This window comes from Binatus sp. (SeqCode), from assembly GCF_049584895.1.
GTDB lineage: Bacteria > Desulfobacterota > Binatia > Binatales > Binataceae > Binatus.
This window is the reverse complement of record NZ_JBAUYR010000006.1, coordinates 1-22620: the sequence shown is the minus strand read 5'-3', so window position 1 is coordinate 22620 and position 22620 is coordinate 1. Positions and strand designations below refer to the sequence as shown.

Below are 22620 nucleotides of genomic sequence, written 5' to 3'. Positions count from 1 at the left end.
CTGCTGGTCTGAGTGGTAGCGACTCCATTCTCGTTTCTCGATGATTTCCATGCGGTGCCAGTCCTGGAGTTATATCCGCCCGCTTCCGATCCGTTGCTGCACACGACGCGACCGCGCTCGTTAGTGACGCAGTTGGCGTACGCATTCGATGAAAGCAACATCAGGGTCAACAAGATCACTGGAACTTGCATCGGGGTCTCCTTGTAAAAGTTATTGAGAAAGTTTTGTAGCGTCCCGCTGCCGGAGAAACCGATCCCGAAATGGGTACCAGTGATACGACTACGAAGACTGGCGAAGGCAAGCAGTAGGTCAGGACGTCAATGTCGCCAGAGCCGTCCAACTCAATCATGGTTGGACTTTGTTCAGCTTATTGGAAGGCCGCTATCGCGCTTCGAGTTCTTTGGAGAACATCTAATCGCATCGTCTGCCCGCTTCGTGCAACTGGGATTCGCCGATGCGAACCAGCCGGACGCGATGACTCCGGGCCCCGATGCGCGAGTAACCACTCTGTGCAGCTTCGAATTGGTGTTAACGAACCATGTCGGCGCGCAATGAGGTAAGCAACGAAAGCAGTACCGCATCGCGGATTGGCAAGGATTTTGATTGTGGCTCCAGGAGCTTTTCAAACCACTCTTCAACCCCCTCATTCCGCGATTTCGCCAAAGCGGATAAAAGTGGAAGCACCCGCGCTTCGACGCTTCGACAATTTCCGCGCTTCCTAACGTATCTATTGAGAATCTTTTTTGCCTTGTGGACCTTCGCAGCGAATGCCTGCTCGCACAATTGAAGCAACAGATCCGTGTCAGACGAGGCGAGCTGAAGGAGAGGTACGCGCAGAATCTCGGGCAATTCGCTCCTGCACACAAATACGTACATGAAATGCAGCCGTAGCTGTTCGTCCTGTAAAGTCGCTACTGAGCTCCATGCTAGAATTTTCTCGCGATGTTTGCGTTGGCCGTGCTTGTGCAGTGCCAACAAAAGAAGAGCTCGCGCATAGCCCGATCCCGGGCGATCGTCTGCGCCGATGATTCGGCCTACAGCAAAATCCGCAATCCTTTCGGACATCTGAGGAGTGAATGAGCCATCACAGAGAAATCTTGCGAAATGAATGAGCCGCTCAGTATTTCCTTCCTCGCGATTCCAGAACTTCAACATGTCCTCGAGATATTCATCCGCGTTCTCTAGGTGCAGAAGATATTCGATAACGGACTCAGTTAAATAAGGTGACGCCGATAAATCTTCGAGGACGTGAGGCTTCAAACCGAGCCATACGTGCTTACTTGCCGTTCGATACAGTCTTTTCGTAGGACGATCCCAATTATCTTTGCCGCGATCGCTGTACCATTCGGTGAGGAGGGCGTTGAAGTCTTCTTCATGGTCGTTTTCATCGATCATACTAATACGAAGGTTTGTCTCGGGATGACGGCTATTTTCGTATTCCTCCACAGTCACAATTGCGCTCTTCGCGGCGTTAGGGTTTAGCCCAATGCCCCTCAAGCTCATGTGGTGTCGTCGCTTAACCGCTTCAGCTGTCTCTCGGTCTGGAACAAATATCGTGCTGTCATCCACGTATCGGACATATTTGCTTTTCTCGCCGTCTGGAAACTCTGCGTCAATAGTTTTCAAATAATTATGAGCAACAAGCCGGCTTATATCATTTGGCTCAATCGGAAGGCCGGTCATCGCCAAATAGTCGAAACGCGGCAACCAAGCTTCGAGACAGTAGAAGATCAGCTCGATCAGAGAAGCATGCGCTCCAGTTCGTTGCGCAAGGAATTGTTTCGCCCGGTCTCGGTTGATCGACGGGAAGAAATCTGCGACGTCGGTATCAAATACGTAGGCAAGACCTTCGCCCCGCGCTGCGCTCGCGATTCTAGCTGTGTAGTCAATCCACGTTTGGAACCAATTCGAGTAGTCGCCCGGTTCCCGGTTGGTACTTGCGTGACTTCGACCGCAAAATGTGCGGCCATCGTCGTCCGCCGTGATTATTTCTTCGAGAGCGTCGATCGCTCGTCTGCCCACGACCGAATCAATGAGCGATGGAAATACGAGTTCGCGGTAATTGCCAGAGCGCTTGTTGGCTAAGCACAAATACGAGGCAGATGGACTCCAAGATCTCGAATTCACGCGCATGGAGATCGTTTCGCTAAGTTGTTCCTCGAACTCTATTAAAATAGCCGACCGAAGAGGGTGTGCTATAAGGTTGTCCTTGTCCCGAGCACTGGCCAATCGCTTGAGGGTGTAGGCGACGTTTTCTCGCGAGAAGACTTTCGTCAGGGCATCTGCCTGGGAGACATCGACCTCTTCAGTTCCTCGTCCCGCGTTCATGACAACTTGAAGTTAGCTGTTAATCGAGATGTCCACAAAACAGTTATCCACAAGGAAGCGAACTAGCTGGTGAATGGGCTCGATAGGAAATTTGACAGAGGGGACGCCGCAAGATAGCCTTGGTGCTCGCTTCGATCCTTGGCCTTGATTGGCCCCCTTTGGCCTTGAGTGGCGCGGTTTCGGGTTGAATCCCACCCAACATTAACCGTTTGAGGAGTTTCCAAGATGTCGAAATTCGAATGGCACGATGAACGCTTGCGCACTGCTATCGATAAGTCTAGGAGCGCGATCCAAACGCGTCTTCAAGAACTCAACCGAGTCTCGCACGACGTAAAGGAGTTCGAGCGTTTTCTGGTAGAGTCTGCTGTCTTTGAGCGCGCACAATACATGTTTGTTAATGATTCCCATGCTATCGGAGATCCAATCGATGCGCAGGAATATGGCGAATCTGCTGCAGAGGAAATTTGCGAATACATCGTTTGGGAGAAGCTAGTGAACTCAGATCGTTGGCGCCTCATGTACTTGAGGACCCACCGGTATGGTTGGTTCAGCGTTGACGATATGGAGGAAGTGCCCGGTGGCTTCGTTTTTGAGGACGAGCCAAAAGTGATTGAGCTCAGGCCGCTGATAGAAACCGAGAGCGATGTCAGACTTCGTGCTCATGAAGCTCTTCCGAATCTTTTGAATCTCATAGCCGCAAATACCAAGATCTCGCGACTCGCTTGAATTAACAGGCTTCAGCGCTCCGTCGTCCACTCGGCTGCCACTTTCTGGGAGGCGGGAGTGGCGACGGGGCGCTCCAAGTTCGGCCTGAGGTCGCAAGCTCGATTAGCGGGACGCATCCATTGCCCCATCAAAGTTGACGGCGGCTAATGGCGTTGGTACATCTGGTTGTAGGACGACGTCGAGCGGCGAGGGTTCAAGCGTGCAAATTACCGGGTTTCAGCAGTTTCTGGAAATTCTGACCGTTCCCGATAACATCCCGATCATCGCGATGATGATCCTCGTGATGTTTTTTACGTATATTGCCCTCAAACAGGCTCGGCGCAACGATCAGTTGATCGAGCACGGCCATCGCGAACGTATCATCGACGAGATGAGGAAGTAGGCCACCAGTATGCCATTTGAGATCATCGCCGAGAATTGCACCGGATGCAGCGCGTGCGAAAAACGCTGCCCGACCGGCGCCATCTCGGGCCTGTCGAAAAAGGTTTATTACATCGAAGCCGCGATGTGCATCGATTGCGGCGCGTGCGGCGTGATTTGCCCTGACGACGCGATCATGAACAATCACGGCGAGATCACCCACGTGCTCAAGCGCGCCGAACGCCCGGTCGCCGTGGTCCATCCCGACAACTGCAACGGATGCGGCGTGTGCGTCGACGTTTGCCCGTTCGATTGCATCTCGCCGTCGCCGGAAAACACGGCGGTCTATCTCGGCAAGGTGCAGGTCAACGAAAAAACCTGCGTCGGATGCCTGCTCTGCGAAGAGGTTTGCGGATGGGACGGAATCTACATTATGCCGTCCGGCGAAAAGGAGGCGTTCTACAGTTCCCTCGGTTACGACACCGAGGAAACAGCCGCCTGATCCTTTTTTTAGTATCTACGCGCGCGGTTTTCGTTGCCGTCGTCGTGCTGGGTACTTTTCAGACCATCTTCGCCGCCGATTTGCCGCCGAGGCCCGAGAATGATGCCGGAGCGGCGTGCGACGAAATCAAAACTTCGCTTCATGCCCTCGCCGATTCCGAGCATGCGGAATCATTGGCGCTCGATCTCGCGTCGGGCGGTGGCAATTCGACCGCGATCGTGATGACGCGCCTGTCAGCCTTGCTCGATCGAACGAATGATTTGCGCGTCGCGCTGAAGCACGTCCGCCAAAGTGCGGTCGCGCGCGATCCGATGGTCGATCAATGCACGCGGATGGGATTTCGCGCGCTGGTGATTTCCGAGAAGCTGAGTTCTGACGTCGAGAGCGTGCTGTTCGGCGGCGACGACGATGCTTTCGCGCAGGCGCCCGCGCTCAAGCCTGGCGCGCCCGCCCCATCTCCGCTTGCTCCGCAACCGTGACCTCGCGCGCTGCGTTGCGCGGAAAGAACACGGCAGCGAGCGCGAAGATCAGCAGAACAGCCTGCGCACCGAGCGATTGAATTGTCGGGAAGATGCCGAGCATCGGGATCGTCGGCGCATAGTTCACGAAGGTCGCCGGCACCACCGACGCTTCCTGCAAACTCGCGACGCCCTGGCCGATGAACACGATCGCCAGCGCATAGAGCATGAAGGAAGTCACGTGGAAGAAGAGCCGCATCGGAATTCGATCGGCGGCGCGCTGGATGACGACGAAGGTTGCAGCGAGCGCGACCGCGGCAGCGACGATGCCGCCCATCACCGCGTGACGCTCGACCGTTTCGGTCGCGCCGTTGGTCAGCGCCTGGAAGAACACGATCGTCTCCGCGCCCTCGCGCATCACGGCGAGAAACGCGGTCAGGCCGAGCGCGATACCGGGAATCTTGCTGTGCTCGGCGTCTTCGAGCTTGTGCGAGATAAACTTCATCCAGCGGTCGGCCTGGCCCTTCGAGGTCATCCACGAGCTGACATAGAAAAGGGTAGCGGCCGCGAACAGTTGAAAGACGCCTTCGAGCGTGTCGCTCGCGTCGTCAGTGATTAGATGGTTAACCGCCCACGCCAGCACGATACTGGCGAAGATAGCCGCAATCGCGCCGGCGTAGATGTCGCGCGATCTGCCAATTCGTCCCGCGCCTCGCGTACCGGCCGCGAGCGCAACAACGACCAGCATCGCCTCCATCCCCTCGCGAAAGAGGATGCCCAGCGAGTAGAAAAAGTAGGCGATAGCGGTTTGCGTCATAGGCTATTTCAATTAATTCTGAGAATGATTCTCAATTACACAATCGTAGTACCAATAGCTCTGCAAGTCAAATGCAACACTTCGGCATCGCTCGGCGCGTTCATACTTGCGAGCATCCAGACCCGGTAGTAGCCTCAGAAATGAAGCGGGCCCGCCGAGTTTTCGTGCGCACGGCCGCTTCAAGCTTTTTTCGGGGCTAGTCGCACAATTGAGGCTTCCAATTCCTGATGCGATGTATCTATTGCAGTAAGCGTGCGGGATTTATCAGACGCGTCTGCACGCCATGCGCCAAAGTTGTCGCAATCGTGGATCGCGCAGGCGGCGAAGTCGGCTTGGCCGGCCTGGTCGATATTTTCGTGGCCGAAGGTCTCACGCGCGATCAGGTCGACGTTGTGCTTGACGCGCAGGTCGGCGATGCGCCGACAATTCGCGACCGGCTGACCTCGAACATGACGAACCACCTGATGCGCAACCTCGGGATGCCCGGGCGGCAGTCGCCCGAAGACGTGATGAAGGTGCGCACCGCGATGCGTAGCGGCGGCGGCGCGGGAACGTGGACCGGCGGCGAGGAACCGCCGGATCATCATTAGGCGATGCCGGAAAAAGATCGCAGCGACTTTGCCGTGATGAACCGGATGATCGATCACATCCGGCTGCTGATTGCCGTCGATGATGAAGCGATCCCGGTGAAGAAGAAACTCGAAGCGCAGGCGATTCTCAAAGACTTCCAGGCGATGCTCGTGGAGGCGCCAGAGAATCAGGAGCGCGGGCGTATCAAGGGCTACTACGAAATTCTGTGCCGCGACCTGGGCGACGAGGCCGACGTTGCAGCGTTGCTAAGCTCGCTCAAAAATTATATCCCGTACCTCTAGTTCGGGTTTGAGAATTTTTCGAGGAGACGAATGAGTTTGCATAAAATCGGCGTAATCGGGGCAGGGCAGATGGGTGCTGGAATCGCGCAGGTCGCGGCGCAGGCGGAAATCGCCGTCGTGATGCATGATATCGCGCCGGAAATGTGCAAGCGCGGGGTCGATACGATCGCACGCAACCTCGATCGCATGATCGAGCGCGGCCGCTTCAAGCCCGAAGAGCGCGATCGCGTGATGCGCCGGGTCGAGACCACCACCAATCTCGAGGACCTGGGCAAGGTCGGCTTCGTGATCGAGGCGGTGATCGAAAACGAAGACGCCAAGATCGCGCTGCTGCAGAAGCTCGACAAGGTCTGTCCGCCCGAGACGATTTTCGCGTCCAATACATCATCGATTTCGATCACCCGGATGGGTGCCCGGACCTCGCGCGCAGACCGCGTTATCGGGATGCATTTCATGAACCCGGTGCCGGCGATGAAGCTGGTCGAAATCATTCGCGGGCTCGCGACCTCCGAAGCGACCTTTCAGCAAACCCGCACACTCGCCGAGCAACTTGGCAAGACCACGATGACCGCGCAGGATTTCCCGGGATTCATCGTCAATCGCGTGCTGCTGCCGATGATCAACGAAGCGATTTACACGATGTACGAGGGCGTCGGCGGCGTGACCGATATCGACACCGCGATGAAGCTTGGCACCAATCAACCGATGGGCCCGCTCGAGCTGGCCGATCTGATTGGGCTCGACACCTGCCTCGCGATCATGGAGGTGATGCATCGAGTGCTCGGCGACGACAAGTACCGTCCGTGCCCGCTGCTGAAGAAGTACGTCGATGCCGGCTATCTCGGCCGCAAATCGGGCCGTGGATTTTATGTATATGATGAGAAGGGTGCTTTGATTCCGCCACCACGCTAAATGCGTGCCGTCCGCGGCGCGCGCCGAGGAAACCTCTATGGCAGTGAAGGCATTCATCCTGATAGACACGTCACCGGGAAAGGCGCGCGAAGTCGCGTCGAAGATTCGCGGAGTGCCCGGAGTTTCCGTGGCGCATGCGGTCACGGGGCCGCATGACATTATCGCTATTGCGGAGGCTGCCGACGTGACCTCGCTTGGCGAGCTGATCGTGCACAAGATTCAGAGCGTGACCGGCGTAAATCGGAGCCTGACGTCGATCGTCGCCGATTGAAGCAGTCCAGGAAAAAAATAGCCGAAGCACTCGCCCGCTCGGTGAATCGTATAGAATTAAAGCAGATCGGATTCGGGAAGATGAATCGATGGCTGAACTACCGGTAATCAAGCGGCTCAAAAAAGACCTCGAGACGCTCAAGCATGAGCTGACCGTGGACCTGCCCAAGGAACTCGAACGGGCGCGTGCGCATGGCGACCTGTCCGAGAACGCCGAATGGGCGATGGCGAAGCAACGGCAGGAATTCCTGCGTGCGCGCGTCGGCAACCTCGAGACGCGAATCGCGGAGCTCACGATGATCGATCTCGAGACGATTCCGCGCGACACCGTCGGCCTTGGCAGCCGCGTCCGGCTCGAGGACCTCGACGAAGGCGGCATCGCGGAGTTCGAGATCGTAGTGCCGGAGGAAGTCGACGGCGCGCAGAACCGCATCTCCCTGTCGTCGCCGCTGGGCCGCGCGCTAATCGGCAAGGCCGCCGAGGACGATATCGAAGTCGTCACCCCGAAGGGCAAGCGCGCGTACATGGTGAAGCAGCTGACAACGATCCACGTACTGATGGCTCAAGAAAACGGCAACAAATGAAACGCGGGGCTCCTCGCCCCGCACCCCGCGGCAGGGATGACCCCTGCACCAAATGTCAATCGCAAAGTCGCCGTAGAGTTCCTGCGCTCGTTCGCTCAGGATCACACCAAAAATCAGACCGTTCTAATCGCGCCGGTTGAGGCTTCGTCGGCGGGGCCGACGAAATCGAACGCGAGCCATCCGCGCAGCGGATCGACGCGGCTTACTTGAACCATTATCGGCATTTGATTCGGCAGCGTCGGCGCACCATGCAGGGTTCCGCGCACTGCGAAATCAGCCAGTTCCGCGCTTTGGCCTTCGCGTACGACGTAAGCGACGATTGGACCGTCGAGAGCGTGACGCTCGAGGTAGCGCAGAATCCAGTAACGCTTCGCACGGCGTTCGAGATCGCGCCCCGACGCTTCCGCATTTTCGGCGCCCGCCAGCACGGTCAGTAATTCATCGACGGTGTAAATCGCAGTGTCGTGGTCGCGATTCGCAAGCGCGCCCAGCAGTTGCCGCTGCAAGACCAAATCTGCGTAGCGGCGGATCGGCGAGCTCAACTGCGCGTAAAAGTCGAGTCCGATGCCTGCGTGGTATTCCGGATGCAGCGAAAGGTGCGGGCGCATCGAGGCGAGGTCGCCGCCCGTCTGCGGCTGGACCCGGTAGATGATCGGAATCCGGTTCATCGCGGCATAGCGAGCCGCGACGAAATTGCTTAGCACCATGAACTCCGCCACCAATGTGCGGCCGGGCGATGCGTTGTCGAGTACAGTGATTTGAACGTCGTCGCCGCGCACGCGGACCTTCGCCTCGCGTCGCTGCATGAGCACAGCGCCGGCAGTGCGGCGTCGTTGACGAAGCTGAATTGCGGCAGCGTTTAATCGTGCGACGGTAGCGGCGGTGTCATCGGCCCTGTTTCCCGACTCGATAATCCGATCGACCTGGTCGTAATCGAGCCGGCGCATGATTGGGATACGTGCGGGGTAAATCGATGCGTCGATCAGCTCGCCGTCGGCCGACAATCGCACGTCGGTGGTCATCACGGGACGATCTTCGCCGGCAATCAAACTAGCGGCGCGGCACGAGATCGGATCGGGCAGCATCCTGATAGTCGTCTCGGGCAGGTAAACAGTGGTCGCGCGCGAAGCCGCCTCATTGTCCATCGCGCCGCCTTTGGCGACGAAATCCGCAACCAGCGCGATGTGCACTCGCACACGCATGCCGCCGTCGGCGAGCGCTTCGCAACTGAGCGCGTCATCGACCTCGACGGTATCTTCGTCATCGACGGTGACGGCGAATCCGCCGTCAGAAATCGCACGCGGGCCGGGCACCGCCTCGGAAGCCTCCTTCATGACGGCGTCGCTGAATTCGTCCTTGAGCCCCGCGATAAATGCGAAGCGCGGTACGCGCGGCCGTGCGCCGAGGCGCTCGAGAATTTCGAAAGCCGCTTCGGCAGGATCGACGTCGGGCGCCGCCTGCGTGAGCATCTGGGTCATATCGCGGCTGCGGGTGAACGGGTTCTTGAGATAACGCGACAGCTCTTCAATCAGCGCGCCCGCTTCGGCGGCGGGCGGCGTCTCGGCGCCGTTTAGAACATCGCGCAGCTGCTTCTGGATTTTACGATAGTCGTCGCTGCGCGCCCGAATCCGATCGTTCTGGATCCGCAACCGCTCGACCTGCTCCGGCGTGCGCGGCAGGAAGTCCATGTGGCGCCGAACGAAGTATGTGCGATCGTTCAGCAGCGCCTCGAGCATCACGGAGGCGGCCGCATTCGAACGCCGGCCGAAAAACAAATCGGCGAGCTCCACCGCCGAGAAACTGCGGTTCTGCTCCTGCGCAACCTGCCACAGCAACTCGAGATCAAGCTCCGCGGCCAGCTCGGCGCGCTCGTGTTCGAGTTCCGCTATCGTCTCGCCGGCGTTTTCGCGATCGGCCCGTCGTTCCGGATGGCGCATCAGGACGAGATCGCGCGGCACCAGCCGCTCGTGTCCGCCGGAATCGATCACCGCGAGATGACGTTCCTGTTCGCGCGTGACCAGCGCAGCCTTCAGCCGGCCCTGATCGAGGTACTCAATGATGGTGCCTGTAAATTTAACTGGTAATGACACGTCTGAATTCATTTTGACGACCGCCGCGGCCTGAGACTATATGGAAGGGCGAACAATCACCGTGAACTGTAGCGAGCGAAGCAACTTGAGCCGAAAAATTCAGATCGAAATCCCCGACGAGCTGTTCGCGCAGCTCATGCGCGTCGCAGAGTCTTTGGGGATTTCAAATCCCGAGGAAGCCGCGACCGTTGGATTGGCCGAGTGGGTATCGCGCCGCAAGTCAGATCTGGACGATCGGGATCCGAACGAAAAGTACGAAGTCAACGAGGCACTTGATGAACTTCTCGAAAAGAAAAAGTAATTTTTCAATTTTCGCCGCCGCGTTCGGCATCGTCGTACTGACGATCGCGGCGATGCCCGGATTGACCAACTCGATCGCGCGAGCGGCCGGCGCGGGCCTCGAGGTCGAGGTTCCGTTCGAGATCAAAGCGCTCAAGACGCCCGGCCTCGTTGCTCCGTACTTTGTTCAGGACAACCACGGCACGATGGTGGTGTCGGATCAGGCCGGGGGAGTTTACTCGGTCACGTTCGCCGGTAAAGCGACGCCGCTCGCCGACAAGACGAAGATCAAGAACCCGGCGGGAGTCGCAATCGGTCCCGCGGGATTTGGATCATACCAGGGCAGCGTTTTCGTCCTCGCCGCGGCCGGCGGTATCAAGGGTCCGTGCGAAGTCGAACGAATCGACAAGTCGGGCGCGGTAAGCACGTTTGCAAAACTGCCTGACGCGGCGGCGACCCAATGCCGCGATCTGGAATTCGGCGCATCGGGCTCGCCGTTCGCAGGCAAGCTCTACGCGGTGGCTAGCGGCAACTCGACGATTTACGCGATCGATTCGTCCGGCAAGGCGAGCGCATTCGGCACCTACAACAAGCCGGTTGTATTCGAACTGACCACGATCTCATTTCCACCTTCATCCGATACGAAAGCTGCCGGCATGATGCTGATCGGGATGCGCGCGAAGGGGGACTTCGCGGCTAAGGTCGGCCGTATCGGCATGATCGGGGCCGACGGCAAGTTGAAGGACGATGTTTACCTGGTCGGTTTCATCCGCCCGTCGGGCTTCGGGTGGTCGCCGTCGGACTTCGGCTCATACAGCGACGAGTTGATGATCGCGGATACCGGCAAGTTTGCTTCGGAGAATGACAACCAGCGCGACGGCGTGGTCTACCGAGTCGAAAGAGGCATCGCGCGAGGTTTCGCGTCGGGCCTGATGGACCCGACGGATCTCAAGTTCATCGGCAACAAGGCCGTGATCTGCGATCCTGCCGAGAAGGGCAAGGGGCAGGGCGCTATCGTGATTATCTCGTCGATGCTCTAGCGCGAAATCTCAGTGCCACGGTTCGCGGACGACTTGGGTGTCGCCAGTCTCGCGATCCACCAGCAGCATCTCGACTTGGCTGTATTGTCCTTTCGGGAAGAAAACGTAGCCGCTGACGGTGAAGTTCTTGTGGACGTCCTCAGGCTTGAGCGAGACCGCTTCGATTTGCTGATTGGCCTGCTGGTCGGCTTTCGATTGTCCTCGCTCAGCGCCGCTGAAAGCGCCCCATGCACCGCCGAACCCGGTACCGAATAACGCGCCAGCGCCCGGAGATCCGAAACCCCAGCCTCCTCCGGTAACACCAGCAGCGCCCGCGATTGCGCCGCCTGCTGCGCCAAGGGCGGCGCCTCCTATCCCGCTGATGGTGGCGCTTTTCACAGCTCCTTCGAGCTCCTTGGCGCTGCCCGCCTGACGGGCGGCCTCACCCGGCGCCAGAGGAGCGACTCGCTCGCCTGCGTCATTGAGCGCGAACACCTGACTCGGCACAACCGAGCGCGACGCGTCCGTGCCATTGGCGACCGACACATAAACCGGAGTTACCTCGCCGACCGACGGCGCAGCCGAGACACTTACCGACACCTCGCCTTGTTGCGGAGTCGCCACGACGTTCGCGGTATGCGCGATAGGCGGCGACGCGACGGCACATCCGGAGATCGCGAATGCAATCGCGATTGCGCCAGCTCGGAGTCCATCAGCACTAAGACGATTCGGGATTAGGATTCGATTCTTCATGACTACGGCACCACGTCTAGAATCTCACTTGAGCCTCGAGCGACGCAAGTATCTCTTCGCCCGGCTCGCTGTATAGACGGGGTCTGGGGGCCGAGGTTTCACCGAAAATGCGCATCGAGGCGTTATTCCTGGCGCTTTTCCGGCCAGCTTCCGCCTCTGCTAGGATTCGTCCGATGAGCGCGAGCGAAATCACAGCGCGGCGTCCGAAAAACGCGATCGTAATCCTGCTCGACAGCCTCAATCGCCACATGCTCGGCGCATACGGCGGGCGCGAGTTTGCCACGCCCAATCTCGACAGCTTCGCGCGCCGCGCGGTTCGTTTCGACCGTCACTACTCAGGGTCGCTGCCATGCATCCCGGCGCGTCACGATATTCTTTGCGGCGCGATCGATTTTCTGTGGAAGCCGTGGGGATCGATCGAAATCTGGGAACGGCCGCTCACCGCGTATCTTCGCGCGGCCGGCGTCGTTACCAAGCTGGTCTCGGACCATCCGCATCTGTTCGAGGTCGGCGGCGAAAACTATCACACCGATTTCACCGCGTGGGACTATCAGCGCGGGCATGAGAGCGACCCGTGGCAGACACGTCCCGACCCGAGCTGGATGGGCGCGCCGTCGTTCGCGCGCGGGCATACACCTTACGACAACTCGCGCGGCTACTTTCGCGACGAGACCGATTTTCCGGGCCCGCGCACGATGGCCGCCGCGACCGAATGGCTCGAGCGCTCGGCCCGCAGTCACGATCGCTTCATGTTGTTCGTCGACGAGTTCGATCCGCACGAACCGTTCGATACGCCGGAGCCCTACGCCTCGATGTACGACTCGTCGTGGCAGGGCCCGCACATGATCTGGCCGCCTTACGTGCGCGGCGCTCTGGCGCATGGCGTGCTCACACTCGAGCAGGCGCGGCAGATTCGGGCATGCTACGGCGCGAAGCTGACGATGATCGACGCGTGGCTCGGCAGGCTGCTAGCGGCAATCGAGCGCGGCGGATTCTACGACGACACCACGGTCATCGTATGCACCGATCACGGGCATTACCTCGGCGAGAAGGACATCTGGGGCAAGCCCGCGGTCCCGATTTACGAACCGCTCGGCCACACTCCGCTATTCATCGCAATGCCCGGTGGAGTCACTGGAAAAATTGATGCCCTGACGACTAATGTCGATATCTGCGCCACGCTTGCGGAAATTTTCGGCGTCGAGATGGCGCATCGTACGCACGGACGCTCGATCCTTCCGATGATGACCGGCGAGGCGCGCTCGATTCGCGACTGGGCGCTGGCGGGAGTATGGGGACGCGAGGTTCATCTGATCGACGCCGAAGCGAAGTACGCGCGTGCGCCGGCCGGCGACAATGCACCACTCAGCCTGTGGTCGAATCGATGGTCCACGATGCCGATACATCACATGCCGCAACTCCACATGCCGCCGCCGGACGAGCGTGCCGTACTCGACACGATGCCGGGTGCAAGGATTCCGGTTATTCGTCAGCCGTTCCGCGCCGGCGATTTGCTGCCGTACTGGGCGATGGGTAAGTTCAGCGGCAATCACTTGTATCGCGTGAACGATGATCCCGGTGAAGAAGAGAACCGCGCAGGCAGTGCTGAAGAAAAGCGCGCGGCCGAGAAACTTCGCGCCGCTTTGATCGAGATGGAAGCGCCCAAGGAACAGTTCGAGCGCCTCGCGCTCGCATAACAGTGACAGGAGGAAAGTGATGGCAGCAAAAATTGTTGGCGGATGCTTGTGCGGCGCGGTTCGCTACGAGTCGGCGACCGACGCAGTCATGCAGGCGAACTGTTACTGTCGCGATTGCCAGCGCTCGACCGGCAGCGCGTTCGCGCCGGTCCTGCTGGTTCCCAAGGAGGCGTTCAAGCTGACCAAGGGAGAGCTCAAGCACTACGAGGTGACGGGAGACAGCGGCAATAAGGTGAGCCGCGCATTCTGCGCCAATTGCGGCTCACCGATCATGAGTCTTCTGTCGGGCATGCCGTTCACGGCGATCAAAGCGAGCAGCCTGGACGATCCAGATCAGTTTCAGCCGACAGCAAGCATCTTCGTCGCCAGCGCGCCGAAGTGGGCGCCTCATTTCCCTGGAGTGCCGACGTTCGCGCGCAACCCGGGTTGATAGGCGCGAATCGTTTTCAGATTTCGGCTGGACCGATCACTTCAGAATCTGAAACAGATTGCTGTAGTCGTCGGTCCATAGTCGGACCTTTCGCTGCGAGTCCAACGACTGTAACTGGCGCGACACTTCGGGTTGTCCTAACAGTTCGTCGTTGCGCGCGAGCAATATCCAGTCTGACGGCTGCGTCGTTGGTCCGCCTGCAGCATGGACCCATCCGGAATGGAGCTTGAAGCGCTCCGCGATTTCATGAACCACTGGCCGAAGATCGAGATATCGATTGCTAATGTGAATCGCGAGTACGCCGTTGGGATTCAATTCGCGCAGATAGATCTCGAATGCTTCAACCGTCAGCAGATGTACCGGGATAGCGTCTCCCGCGAATGCGTCAACTACCAGGACATCGAATTCCTGCGGATTGTTACCAGCCACTTCGCGCTCCATCGATAGTCGCGCGTCGCCCGGAATGATATCCACTTTGGCGGCACTATCGCGCAGATAGGTAAAGAATCCGTTCGGGTCGATAGCTATTTTGGTGACGGCGGGATTGATCTCGTAAAAGCGAATGTAGTCGCCGGCCCGGCCATACGCCGCAACCGTTCCGATGCCCAGGCCTATCACGCCCACGCGTATCGTTCGATCACGTGGAAGGTGGGCCATCAGCAGTCCCAGACCACTGTCCGATCCATAGTAGGCGAGCGGCAGATGTATCTTGTCGGCTGCGGTGTACTGAATACCGTGTACGATACGCCCGTGGCGAAGTTTGAAGTTGTGCTTTTCAGGATCGTCATTGTTGAGCGAATACACCGCCAACGCTCCATAGAAGTTTCGGGTAGCGAGCGAGCTGGTAACAAGGTTAGCCGCGATACTAGCCAATAGCACTCCCGCGACGACAACCAGGCCGGCAATCATGCCACCTTGTACGATCAGACCAGGTCTCTTCCGCGTCAGTATCGAGTCTTTGCGGAACGCAGCAGCGGCCAACAGCCCTAGTGCTAGAAGGATTGCGAGAAGCAGATGACTGTTATCGAGGCGATGCATCGCGTCGGAAATCGACTCATCCCCCAACAGTTGAGGCAAAGCCAACGCACCGGCCACCAGCAGCATCGCAGTAATAGGCCGATATTCGTGAATCCACGATTGAGGGTCCCTGATTACAACGATAAAGAGCATCAACGCGCTGGCCCAAATTGCAAAGTGGAATTCCCAGTAACCGTTGAACACCTTCGGCGCTATCAGGGCCGCCAGGATTCCTCCGAGCGCGCCACCGACCGCGACCATCAGGTAGAATGAAGTGAGGTATCGCTCGGCCGGCTTTAGCCTGACCAGCTCGCCATGGCACACCATGCAAACCGCACCGAGCAGCGCGCAATAAACGAATACTTGAGAAAAGATGTTCGCGCTCGAACGGCATAGAATTATGCAAGTCAGGAAAATCGCAACTCCCAACGCCGGCTGAAATATTCCCCGCCGATACCATCGATCTGAATCGAAGCACACGATGAACGACAGAAGATAAATCGCGAGCGGCAGGACCCACAAGAAAGGAACGACAGCGACTTCCTGGCAAATCTCGTTGGTCGTCGCGAGCAACATCAATGATGCGACCGTAGCCAGCGCAATCCACAGCGCATAAGTAGCGCGACTCGGTGCAGTCGGTTGTGGCGATGACGCAGCCGGGACCTCGCCTCTTGATACAGTCGACACCGCAGAGCTAGCCAGATTCAATCCGCATAAACCAACACCTATCGCGAATCCGACGAACAGGAATGACCAAACGATCGCTTGACCTCTGAGAGTCAGCGCCGGTTCTACTACGAAAGGATACGTCACCAGGGCGAGCAGCGAGCCAACGTTCGACAGCGCGTACAGTCGATAGGGCGAGGCGCCTTGATGCGATTGCGCGAACCACGTCTGTAGCAACGGCCCTGTGGTTGACAGGATGAAGAACGGCAGTCCTATGCTGACGATCAGGAGCGCAAAGATTCTGGTTATCGGAAAATCAGGATTAAGCGGCTTCCAGTTCGGACCAGGCGTGATCGGCGATTGCCATATCAGCGCTAGTGCACCCATAAGCAGTACGCATGCGGAGACGATCGCGATGTGAACAACTACCTGCCGGCGAGGCGTCAGACGAGTCGCAATCAGATGCGAGTAGGCATATCCAGCGACCAGCAGCAACTGAAAGAACAGCATGCAGGTGATCCATACAGCCGACGTACCTCCGAACCAGGGCAGAATGTATCGCGCCAGTAGTGGTTCAACCTGGAACAGCAGAAAGGCGCCAGTGAAGATCGTGACAGCATAGGTGAGCATCGACGTGCTTAATTGCTTGCGTGCAACAAACTCCGGTCCTATCTCGGAAAGGAGCAATTGTGCGGCCAATTAACGCCCGTGGCCACCATGGCCTCCGCCGATGCCGCCGTGGCCTCCGTGGAATCCGCCGCCACCTCCGCCGCCAAAATGTGGCACAGGTGCGATTCCGCCGATCCAAATTATCGGCGGAGGGAAAAATCCGGCATTCAAAGCGTTCAATGACGCAACCTGCTCATCGTCTGACTGTGAGGCGTACTGCGCGGTGTCACTCTCCTGACGTTGCGCCATCTGGTACCGGTCGTATTCGGCTTGATGGCCTTCATACACGCATAAGCAAATCTTGGGATCGTAGTACCAGTAGACCGCCCCCGACTCTGCCTTGTAGCTGCGAATCTCATACGCCGGCAAATCTTCGACCAACCCCCCTTTCTCATCAGTGTCGACCTTGATGGTTGTGAAGCCCGCGTCGGAGAGAATCGCCTCAGTCTTCCGCACAGTCTCGGGCTTCGAGGCCTCGTAATCGCGATATAGTGCGCAGTCGGACAGGGTCAGCGCCAATAGAACCACGAATACAAATAGTCTCTGCAAGCGGTCCGTCCTTCCGTCGATGCGTTCGAAACCGTCCGCATCCACGATGCTCCCGAGAGTCGAGCATAGCTGCACCGCTCGCCAGACAAAATGAAGAATCGCGCACCTCGGGAATCACCCCGCAGCGCAGCAAGCGCTCCCACGCACGATCTTCGCGCGCGAGCGTGTTTATGATTTAACGATCCTGCGCGCTTGAAAGCCGGGGTGGCGAAATGGCATACGCAGAGGACTTAAAATCCTCTGGAGCGAAAGCTCCGTGCGGGTTCGAGTCCCGCCCCCGGCATCCTCAGAGAAGGGCTTGGCCCTAGCGTCAATTCTCGATGCGCTTCGAAATTCGGAAATTGTAGACATTCTGTAGATATTCTCGCTGGAGATGTAAGCGCCCAACCGCGCAGCGCCGGGAATGCTCTGGACGCCCGGTGGCGGCGCGCGGATTCTTCGCGGGGATCGCCCCCCAGCCCGCTCGCGCTCGATGACGATTTGGCAGTGCTGTGGGCAGAGTTCGATTTGGCGAACGTGATGACCGGCGCTGTCAACCCTCTTAATTCTCAAGGGTTATATGAGTGGCAGGCACTAAACGCTTAATGATTGGCGGTGCCTGCGTGCGATGGCAGGCCGTTTGCCTTCTGTCCAGTCTTCAATGTAGTTTTTCACAACTTACCGGCAACTCACCGATGGGTTCCGTCGTTAGTCATAGTCGTTAGTCATAGGAGAACTCGGATGAAGATTATTGGCATAATCGGTATTGTGACGCTGCTTGCAGCATAGACGGCGATGGCTCAGCCACGGAGCTTTCGGGGACCATCTGAGGGCGGCGCCGCGACGTTGTTGAACGAGCTGAACTATCCGTGCCAAGCGGCGTGCTTGAACACCGACTCCACCTGCGCCGCAGCGGCTCAGACCGCTACTGTGAGTGCCATCGGGAGCGCCTGCCCAACCGAAGTCTCGGCAGCGCAAACTGCGTGTGAAACCACCCCATTTTCCTCAGCGTGTCGGAGCGCTGTGATTGCGCTGTACGCCTGCGCCAAGGCGGACCTGGGAACCTACTATTCGGCGGTCCGCACCTGCAACAAAAGCCAGGAGACGTGTCTCGAAGCGTGCGACGCGCCGCCCGCGCCCTGAATTGTTAAGTTAGCTGTTAAACTGAGCGCTCCGCGTCGAGCGCTTTTAGTACGTTCTGAACTTTCCCGCACGCCACGTCGACTCGGCCCCGCTGGCATTTCGCTGGCGGGGCTTTTTTCGTCTCGTCAAGTCGACACTCAACTTTGGCGATTTGGGTTGAAAAGTCTTGAGTGACAAGGCCGGGCGCGCGACCGACAAATGGCGGACAGGCTGTTAGCGCGGCTTCGGTACTATGACTTCGGGGCGCGGCGAGGATTGGGCTTGGACTCATAACCTTGCTTGCACTTGGGTTTGCAAACCCTGGCGTAAAAGAAGGACGTCATTACTTAGTGGGGCAAAGAGCTCGACGAACTAGCTCCAATTTTTATCGTCCACCAGCGAGTCCAGCGCGGCAAGTGCGTCGAGAAGGGTGCGCCCGACAGTGCCGCCCGGAGCTCGCTGACGAATTCTCGCGCTGCTTGTCGCCCGTTGGGGAATTGGTCGTTTCGATCCCAGCGCCAGGCTGCGACCATCGCAAGCATCAGGACCCGGCATTCGCGGAGCAGCTGTTGATCGGTGCTCCGGTAGAGCACGCTCACCTCTTCGGGCACGTAGGCGAGATCGAACTCGACGGGCCCGCGGCAAAGGGTCTCGAGGTCTATGAACAGCAGGCCCTTCTTCGTCCTGAGCACGTTGCCCGGGTGTGGTTCGCCGTGCAGGAGTTGTTCGGGACGCCTGCGAGCGCTGATCGCCTGCCGCAGACTTCGTAACGTGTTGCTGAGAAGCTCACGGTCCGCGTCAACGAGCTCTGGAGTCTGGTCGCGGCTTCCGATAAGCCGTTGGGCGTCGGTGATTCGATCCGTAAAGTGCGGTGTAGGGAAGTCGATATGCCGCATGCAGTCATGCAGCCGTTCGAGCGCGTGCGCGTAGTCGGCTGGCGCGAACTCTCGGGACGGCACAGGTTCGTAGTAGGTCCACAGCGTGACCACAAAGCCGTCACGCACGTAGACGCCCGGCGCGACCCGAGGCTCAAGCGCTGCTACGGGGCTCCCGGTTTCCGCGAGCCGTAAAGCAAGCTCGACTTCGAACTCCGCCTGGCGTTTGATGCGCTCCTCCGCGACCCGAGCAAGAACGTCGCACGGCATTAGGCGCACAGCGAGCCTGTTCGACTCCTGGAGCACGATCGCATCATCGACTGTCAGGCCAAGCGCTGCAGCAGCGCCCATCGCCGCGGCGACCGCACGGTTACGGTTACTCGTCATCGACAAGGCTTTGAGGGTGAGAGAGGATCGCCAGAAATAGAAATACGTCCGGATTTTGGTTCGAGCCGAGCGCCGCCCGTAAACCGGCCTAATAGGCCTTTAGGACCAATCGGATACCCTTCAAATAACCTCAAAACCGACACATAAACTTATATTTACACATATGGAAAGAGAAAAACCAATGTTTCCGCACGGTTAAGTCAAAACCTGGACGACTTAAAATCCTCTGGAGGGCAACCTCCGTGCGGGTTCGGCCCTCGCCCCGGCATTGAAAATAAAGGGTTTTTTGCGGACCACGCGGGGTGAGCGAGGTCAGTCGATACGTTGACAGCCACAATTGACGGCCACGGGCTTGGGGATTCGACGGTTCGCGGACGATCCTTCTTAAAATATTCGCAATCGAACCTAACTTGGTCTCCGTGGCAGATCCGTTCGTATCTCTAGTGAGAGCTCCGGGCCGAGTCACCGGTCCAGACGACATTGCCTGAGGTGGCGATATCGAGATCGACTTTCTTTGCCACAGTAAGAAATAAGACGCTCGGATCTTCCATACCCCATTCGACGTATGGAACTGAAAAGTGCGTCCTGGCTACCAGGTTGTCTCCGACGAGCCGTCCCTGAACGTCCACGACAATCTCGTGTTCCGCCCCGTGGATTGTCAGGATCCCTTGTAGCCTTGCTTGGAGCTGACCATCTCTTCCCAACTGGCCGGTGGCGTGACGCGGCTCAAAAGTAATTGTCGGATACCGTTGAGCCTCGAGAACACTCTTTCGCATCTCATTGTCACGCGCGCCGATGCCCGTGTCGCCGCTCCTGGCGTCGACGACGATGGAGCCGCTGGCTTCTCCGGTGGCGAGATCGGCTCTGATTGTTCCGTGCTCGAGCTTGAATTTTCCATGCGTGGTATGGAGCGTGCCCGGCAAGCGAAACTCGATCAAGGTCTTCGCCGGATCGAGCTCAAGGGTTCCAGACAGCGACTGTGCCGCTACCGCCCGGTGCGCCAAAGCCAGGATGACAAGAACGACTGCGAACGCGTGCGATCTGGATGACATTTCAATGTGCAGGTATTGCGGGCTGAGAAGCCCACTTCAGGAGCACTTGCCTTTCATCATCGGTCAAGCGCGCCGAGTGATCGAGCGCGGTGTAGTCCCCGGGCGGCATCGAACCGCCGTTGACCGAGGCTTCTATGCTCTTCAACGCGTCCGATTTTTTCTGCGCGTCGTAAGTCTGCCAGTCGGAGAAATTCAGCACTCCGCGTGCCGAGTTGGCAGCAAGGTAGGTCGGTGACACTGCCGCATACCACGGCGCGCTGCCGCCGGTCGAATGGCATTGGTAACAAGACTTCTGAAGGATCGTGTTCACCTGTGAGTCAGCGCTAACCGTGTTGGTAGAACTCGCCACTGACTGCTGAGAGCTTGAACAGCCCGCAATCAGGACAGCTAGTGCTACTAGCCATGCTATCGATAGGAAGGTCCTTCGCATCATCACCCCGCTAGTCGTCGAGACTCCGGAAACGGAGAAGTCCTGCCACGATGAAGATCACCCCTATGCCAATGGTTGCCGCCAAGGGCAGCAACGCCGCGGACGGCGGCTGGTTGCGAATCATCAAATCGTTGAACGCCTGCATCGTCCATGTCGTTGGTAGCCATCGAGCGAGTTCGCGCATCCATCCGGGCTCAAAGTCCAGCGGCCACCAACATCCGCCGATTGCCGCCATCGCCATGCTGATGGTCACGCCCACTGACATCAGCGAGTCGTGCGCGGTTGCAATAGAGGCGACCACCAGTCCTAGCGCTGCAGCCGCGAAAGAGATCCCGACCGTCGGTATGATCAAGGCTAGAGGATTGCGCCCAAGCGAGATTCCGAACAGCGCCCATCCGACCGCGAATAGCAACACCATTTGCGCGATCCCGACGATGAACCGCGCGAATACCTTTCCGAGCAGCAGACCCGTGAGCGGCGCGCCACTGACCTGGAGGCGCTTCAAGGTACCCCAATCGCGCTCATCGAAAAGTGTCAGCGCTAGTCCCAGCATCATGCCGATCAGGAGAAACGTAACGCCAAATCCGGGGACATACTGATCGAAGGCGTTCACAGTCACGGCTTCACCCTCGATCGCAGGTTTCTCGACGAATCCGATGTCTCCCGGGAGCGTGATCGCCTGAGCTTCTCCGAAGGACTCGATTTGCGATTGGGCCGCCGTTCTCGCCTGTTCGGTGATCTTTCGGCATAACTCGTCGATACGAAGCTCGAGAGCGTTGACCTCGACTCGCCTGACGGAGTCGACGAACAGAGTCAGCCGAGGCTTGCCGCCCGCTGCGACAGCCACGCTGGTTTCCTCCGGAATCACTATCGCGACGGGCGTCCGGTCACGTCGACTTACCAGTCGTCGTGCTTCGTCGGGGTCATCGAGCATCTCCAAAGTGACGCCGTGCTCCCTGCGCAAAGCCTCAATTATTCCCTGCGCTACTTTTCCGTGATCGAGGTCGACCAGGGGTAGCCAAAAAGAATTCGCCGAGCCCCCGTACAGACTGCCCAGTGAGTATCCCGCGACGGTGATAATTACGACTGGCGCGAACAACAGCATGAACAGCACGGTCGGATCCCTGACCAGGAGCCGCGCCTCGTTTTGCGTGGTTAGCCAGATTGCTCGAAGCATGGCGATACTCTCAGAGGACCTGATCGCGCAGCGTGTGGCCCGTCAGCGCGATGAATGCGTCCGACAGATTCGGGCTGTGCAGGTTGAAATCGACGACGTTCACATCCAGGGTCCGAAGTCCGTGCAGCACCTCCGCGACCTGCGCGAAACTGTTCATCTCGAGGATCGCTTTGCCCTCGCTGAAGGTGGTTCCTATTTCACGTACCCCAGCCAGGTTACCGAAGCGGCCATCCGGCAACTGCCCGCGATAGGTGAGTTCGATGCGAGGCCGGCTGCCTCCAAGCGAAATCACCTTTTCGAGATCGCCCTCGGCGATCAGTTTGCCGCGATCGATCAGCAGCACGCGATCGCAAATGCGCTCTGCCTCTTCCATGTAATGAGTGCTGTAAATTACGCCCGCGCCCGCATCGGCATAGTGCCGAATCCGCGCCAGTAACTGTTCGCGTGACTGAAGATCGACGCCAACTGTCGGTTCGTCCAACAACAGCACGGGCGGACGATGGACAATCCCACAGGCCAGGTTCAGCAACCGCTTCATCCCACCGGAAAACGCATGCATAGGCTCGTCGGCGCGCTCGCCGAGGCCCACCTCGTCGAGCG

The 22620-nt window shown here is 58.5% G+C and carries 24 protein-coding genes, 1 tRNA gene and 1 pseudogene; 14 read left to right on the top strand and 12 right to left on the bottom strand.

Annotated elements, in window-relative coordinates; translation table 11 throughout:
• A pseudogene (locus tag WB650_RS01385) lies at positions 1–191 on the bottom strand (hypothetical protein); the annotation flags it as partial.
• 337 nt (positions 192–528) lie between these two features.
• Positions 529–2328 (bottom strand): RNA-directed DNA polymerase, encoded by a 1800-nt coding sequence (locus WB650_RS01380; RefSeq protein WP_422301917.1) that lies wholly within the window; start codon positions 2326–2328, stop codon positions 529–531.
• 225 nt (positions 2329–2553) lie between these two features.
• Here WB650_RS01380 and WB650_RS01375 point away from each other — a divergent pair, with 225 nt between their 5' ends.
• The 4 genes from WB650_RS01375 to WB650_RS01360 all read left to right on the top strand — a co-directional run bounded on the left by WB650_RS01375 (position 2554) and on the right by WB650_RS01360 (position 4395).
• A complete protein-coding gene (locus tag WB650_RS01375; RefSeq protein WP_422301918.1) occupies positions 2554–3054 on the top strand; it encodes a hypothetical protein in 501 nt (166 codons plus the stop codon).
• A gap of 199 nt (positions 3055–3253) precedes the next feature.
• The gene (locus WB650_RS01370; protein WP_422301920.1) at positions 3254–3436 is read left to right on the top strand and encodes a hypothetical protein; all 183 of its coding nucleotides are present in this window, start codon (positions 3254–3256) and stop codon (positions 3434–3436) included.
• 9 nt (positions 3437–3445) lie between these two features.
• Positions 3446–3916 carry a 4Fe-4S dicluster domain-containing protein gene (locus tag WB650_RS01365; protein ID WP_422301922.1) on the top strand — a complete coding sequence of 157 codons (471 nt, stop codon included), beginning with the start codon at positions 3446–3448 and terminating at the stop codon, positions 3914–3916.
• A gap of 44 nt (positions 3917–3960) precedes the next feature.
• The gene (locus tag WB650_RS01360) at positions 3961–4395 is read left to right on the top strand and encodes a hypothetical protein (RefSeq protein WP_422301924.1); all 435 of its coding nucleotides are present in this window, start codon (positions 3961–3963) and stop codon (positions 4393–4395) included.
• Here the strand turns inward: WB650_RS01360 and WB650_RS01355 are convergent.
• The gene (locus WB650_RS01355) at positions 4349–5191 is read right to left on the bottom strand and encodes an FTR1 family iron permease (RefSeq protein ID WP_422301927.1); all 843 of its coding nucleotides are present in this window, start codon (positions 5189–5191) and stop codon (positions 4349–4351) included. The two genes, WB650_RS01360 and WB650_RS01355, sit on opposite strands and share 47 nt — an antisense overlap.
• A gap of 305 nt (positions 5192–5496) precedes the next feature.
• Between WB650_RS01355 and WB650_RS01350 the strand changes: the two genes are divergently transcribed.
• From WB650_RS01350 to WB650_RS01330, 5 genes are all read left to right on the top strand, one after another.
• Complete coding sequence (locus WB650_RS01350; protein WP_422301929.1) at positions 5497–5781, top strand: hypothetical protein; 285 nt, start codon at positions 5497–5499, stop codon at positions 5779–5781.
• 3 nt (positions 5782–5784) lie between these two features.
• Positions 5785–6063, top strand: a complete 279-nt coding sequence (locus WB650_RS01345; protein ID WP_422301931.1) for a hypothetical protein — start codon at positions 5785–5787, stop codon at positions 6061–6063.
• A gap of 30 nt (positions 6064–6093) precedes the next feature.
• A complete protein-coding gene (locus WB650_RS01340; RefSeq protein ID WP_422301933.1) occupies positions 6094–6975 on the top strand; it encodes a 3-hydroxybutyryl-CoA dehydrogenase in 882 nt (293 codons plus the stop codon).
• A 37-nt stretch (positions 6976–7012) separates the two neighbouring features.
• Entirely contained in the window at positions 7013–7246 is a 234-nt protein-coding gene (locus WB650_RS01335; protein ID WP_422292342.1) for an Lrp/AsnC family transcriptional regulator, read from the top strand.
• Between the two features lie 88 nt (positions 7247–7334).
• Complete coding sequence (locus tag WB650_RS01330) at positions 7335–7829, top strand: GreA/GreB family elongation factor (RefSeq protein WP_422301935.1); 495 nt, start codon at positions 7335–7337, stop codon at positions 7827–7829.
• A 113-nt stretch (positions 7830–7942) separates the two neighbouring features.
• Here the strand turns inward: WB650_RS01330 and WB650_RS01325 are convergent, their stop codons facing one another.
• Entirely contained in the window at positions 7943–9931 is a 1989-nt protein-coding gene (locus WB650_RS01325; protein WP_423959141.1) for a ribonuclease catalytic domain-containing protein, read from the bottom strand.
• 73 nt (positions 9932–10004) lie between these two features.
• On the opposite strand from WB650_RS01325, the gene WB650_RS01320 reads away from it, so the two are divergent.
• Positions 10005–10220, top strand: a complete 216-nt coding sequence (locus WB650_RS01320; protein ID WP_422301239.1) for a hypothetical protein — start codon at positions 10005–10007, stop codon at positions 10218–10220.
• Positions 10195–11238, top strand: a complete 1044-nt coding sequence (locus WB650_RS01315; RefSeq protein ID WP_422301241.1) for a hypothetical protein — start codon at positions 10195–10197, stop codon at positions 11236–11238. The genes WB650_RS01320 and WB650_RS01315 overlap by 26 nt, the downstream gene beginning before the upstream one ends.
• Before the next feature lie 9 nt (positions 11239–11247).
• Here WB650_RS01315 and WB650_RS01310 read toward each other — a convergent pair whose 3' ends face one another.
• Entirely contained in the window at positions 11248–11970 is a 723-nt protein-coding gene (locus tag WB650_RS01310) for a hypothetical protein (protein ID WP_422301243.1), read from the bottom strand.
• Positions 11971–12143: 173 nt separating this feature from the next.
• On the opposite strand from WB650_RS01310, the gene WB650_RS01305 reads away from it, so the two are divergent.
• The gene (locus WB650_RS01305; protein WP_423959139.1) at positions 12144–13667 is read left to right on the top strand and encodes a sulfatase; all 1524 of its coding nucleotides are present in this window, start codon (positions 12144–12146) and stop codon (positions 13665–13667) included.
• 19 nt (positions 13668–13686) lie between these two features.
• A complete protein-coding gene (locus WB650_RS01300; RefSeq protein WP_422301247.1) occupies positions 13687–14097 on the top strand; it encodes a GFA family protein in 411 nt (136 codons plus the stop codon).
• A 36-nt stretch (positions 14098–14133) separates the two neighbouring features.
• Here WB650_RS01300 and WB650_RS01295 read toward each other — a convergent pair whose 3' ends face one another.
• Together WB650_RS01295 and WB650_RS01290 are read right to left on the bottom strand one after the other, a co-directional pair.
• Entirely contained in the window at positions 14134–16410 is a 2277-nt protein-coding gene (locus WB650_RS01295) for a fused MFS/spermidine synthase (RefSeq protein ID WP_422301248.1), read from the bottom strand.
• A 69-nt stretch (positions 16411–16479) separates the two neighbouring features.
• Positions 16480–16998: a hypothetical protein gene (locus WB650_RS01290; protein WP_422301250.1), complete on the bottom strand. Its 519-nt coding sequence runs from the start codon at positions 16996–16998 to the stop codon at positions 16480–16482.
• A 198-nt stretch (positions 16999–17196) separates the two neighbouring features.
• Here WB650_RS01290 and WB650_RS01285 point away from each other — a divergent pair.
• Positions 17197–17281: transfer RNA gene (locus tag WB650_RS01285), tRNA-Leu, on the top strand.
• 1165 nt (positions 17282–18446) lie between these two features.
• Here the strand turns inward: WB650_RS01285 and WB650_RS01280 are convergent.
• The 5 genes from WB650_RS01280 to WB650_RS01260 form a co-directional block, all read right to left on the bottom strand.
• A complete protein-coding gene (locus WB650_RS01280; protein ID WP_423959136.1) occupies positions 18447–19325 on the bottom strand; it encodes a phosphotransferase family protein in 879 nt (292 codons plus the stop codon).
• 476 nt (positions 19326–19801) lie between these two features.
• Positions 19802–20413, bottom strand: coding sequence for a YceI family protein (locus WB650_RS01275; protein WP_423959134.1), 612 nt, complete (start codon positions 20411–20413; stop codon positions 19802–19804).
• A gap of 1 nt (position 20414) precedes the next feature.
• On the bottom strand, positions 20415–20843 hold the full coding sequence (locus WB650_RS01270; RefSeq protein ID WP_423959132.1) for a heme-binding domain-containing protein: 429 nt from the start codon (positions 20841–20843) through the stop codon (positions 20415–20417).
• A 10-nt stretch (positions 20844–20853) separates the two neighbouring features.
• Complete coding sequence (locus tag WB650_RS01265) at positions 20854–22020, bottom strand: ABC transporter permease (protein ID WP_422301234.1); 1167 nt, start codon at positions 22018–22020, stop codon at positions 20854–20856.
• Positions 22021–22030: 10 nt separating this feature from the next.
• Positions 22031–22620, bottom strand: a 590-nt coding sequence (locus WB650_RS01260; RefSeq protein ID WP_423959129.1) for an ATP-binding cassette domain-containing protein, incomplete at its 5' end; no start/stop codon positions are given.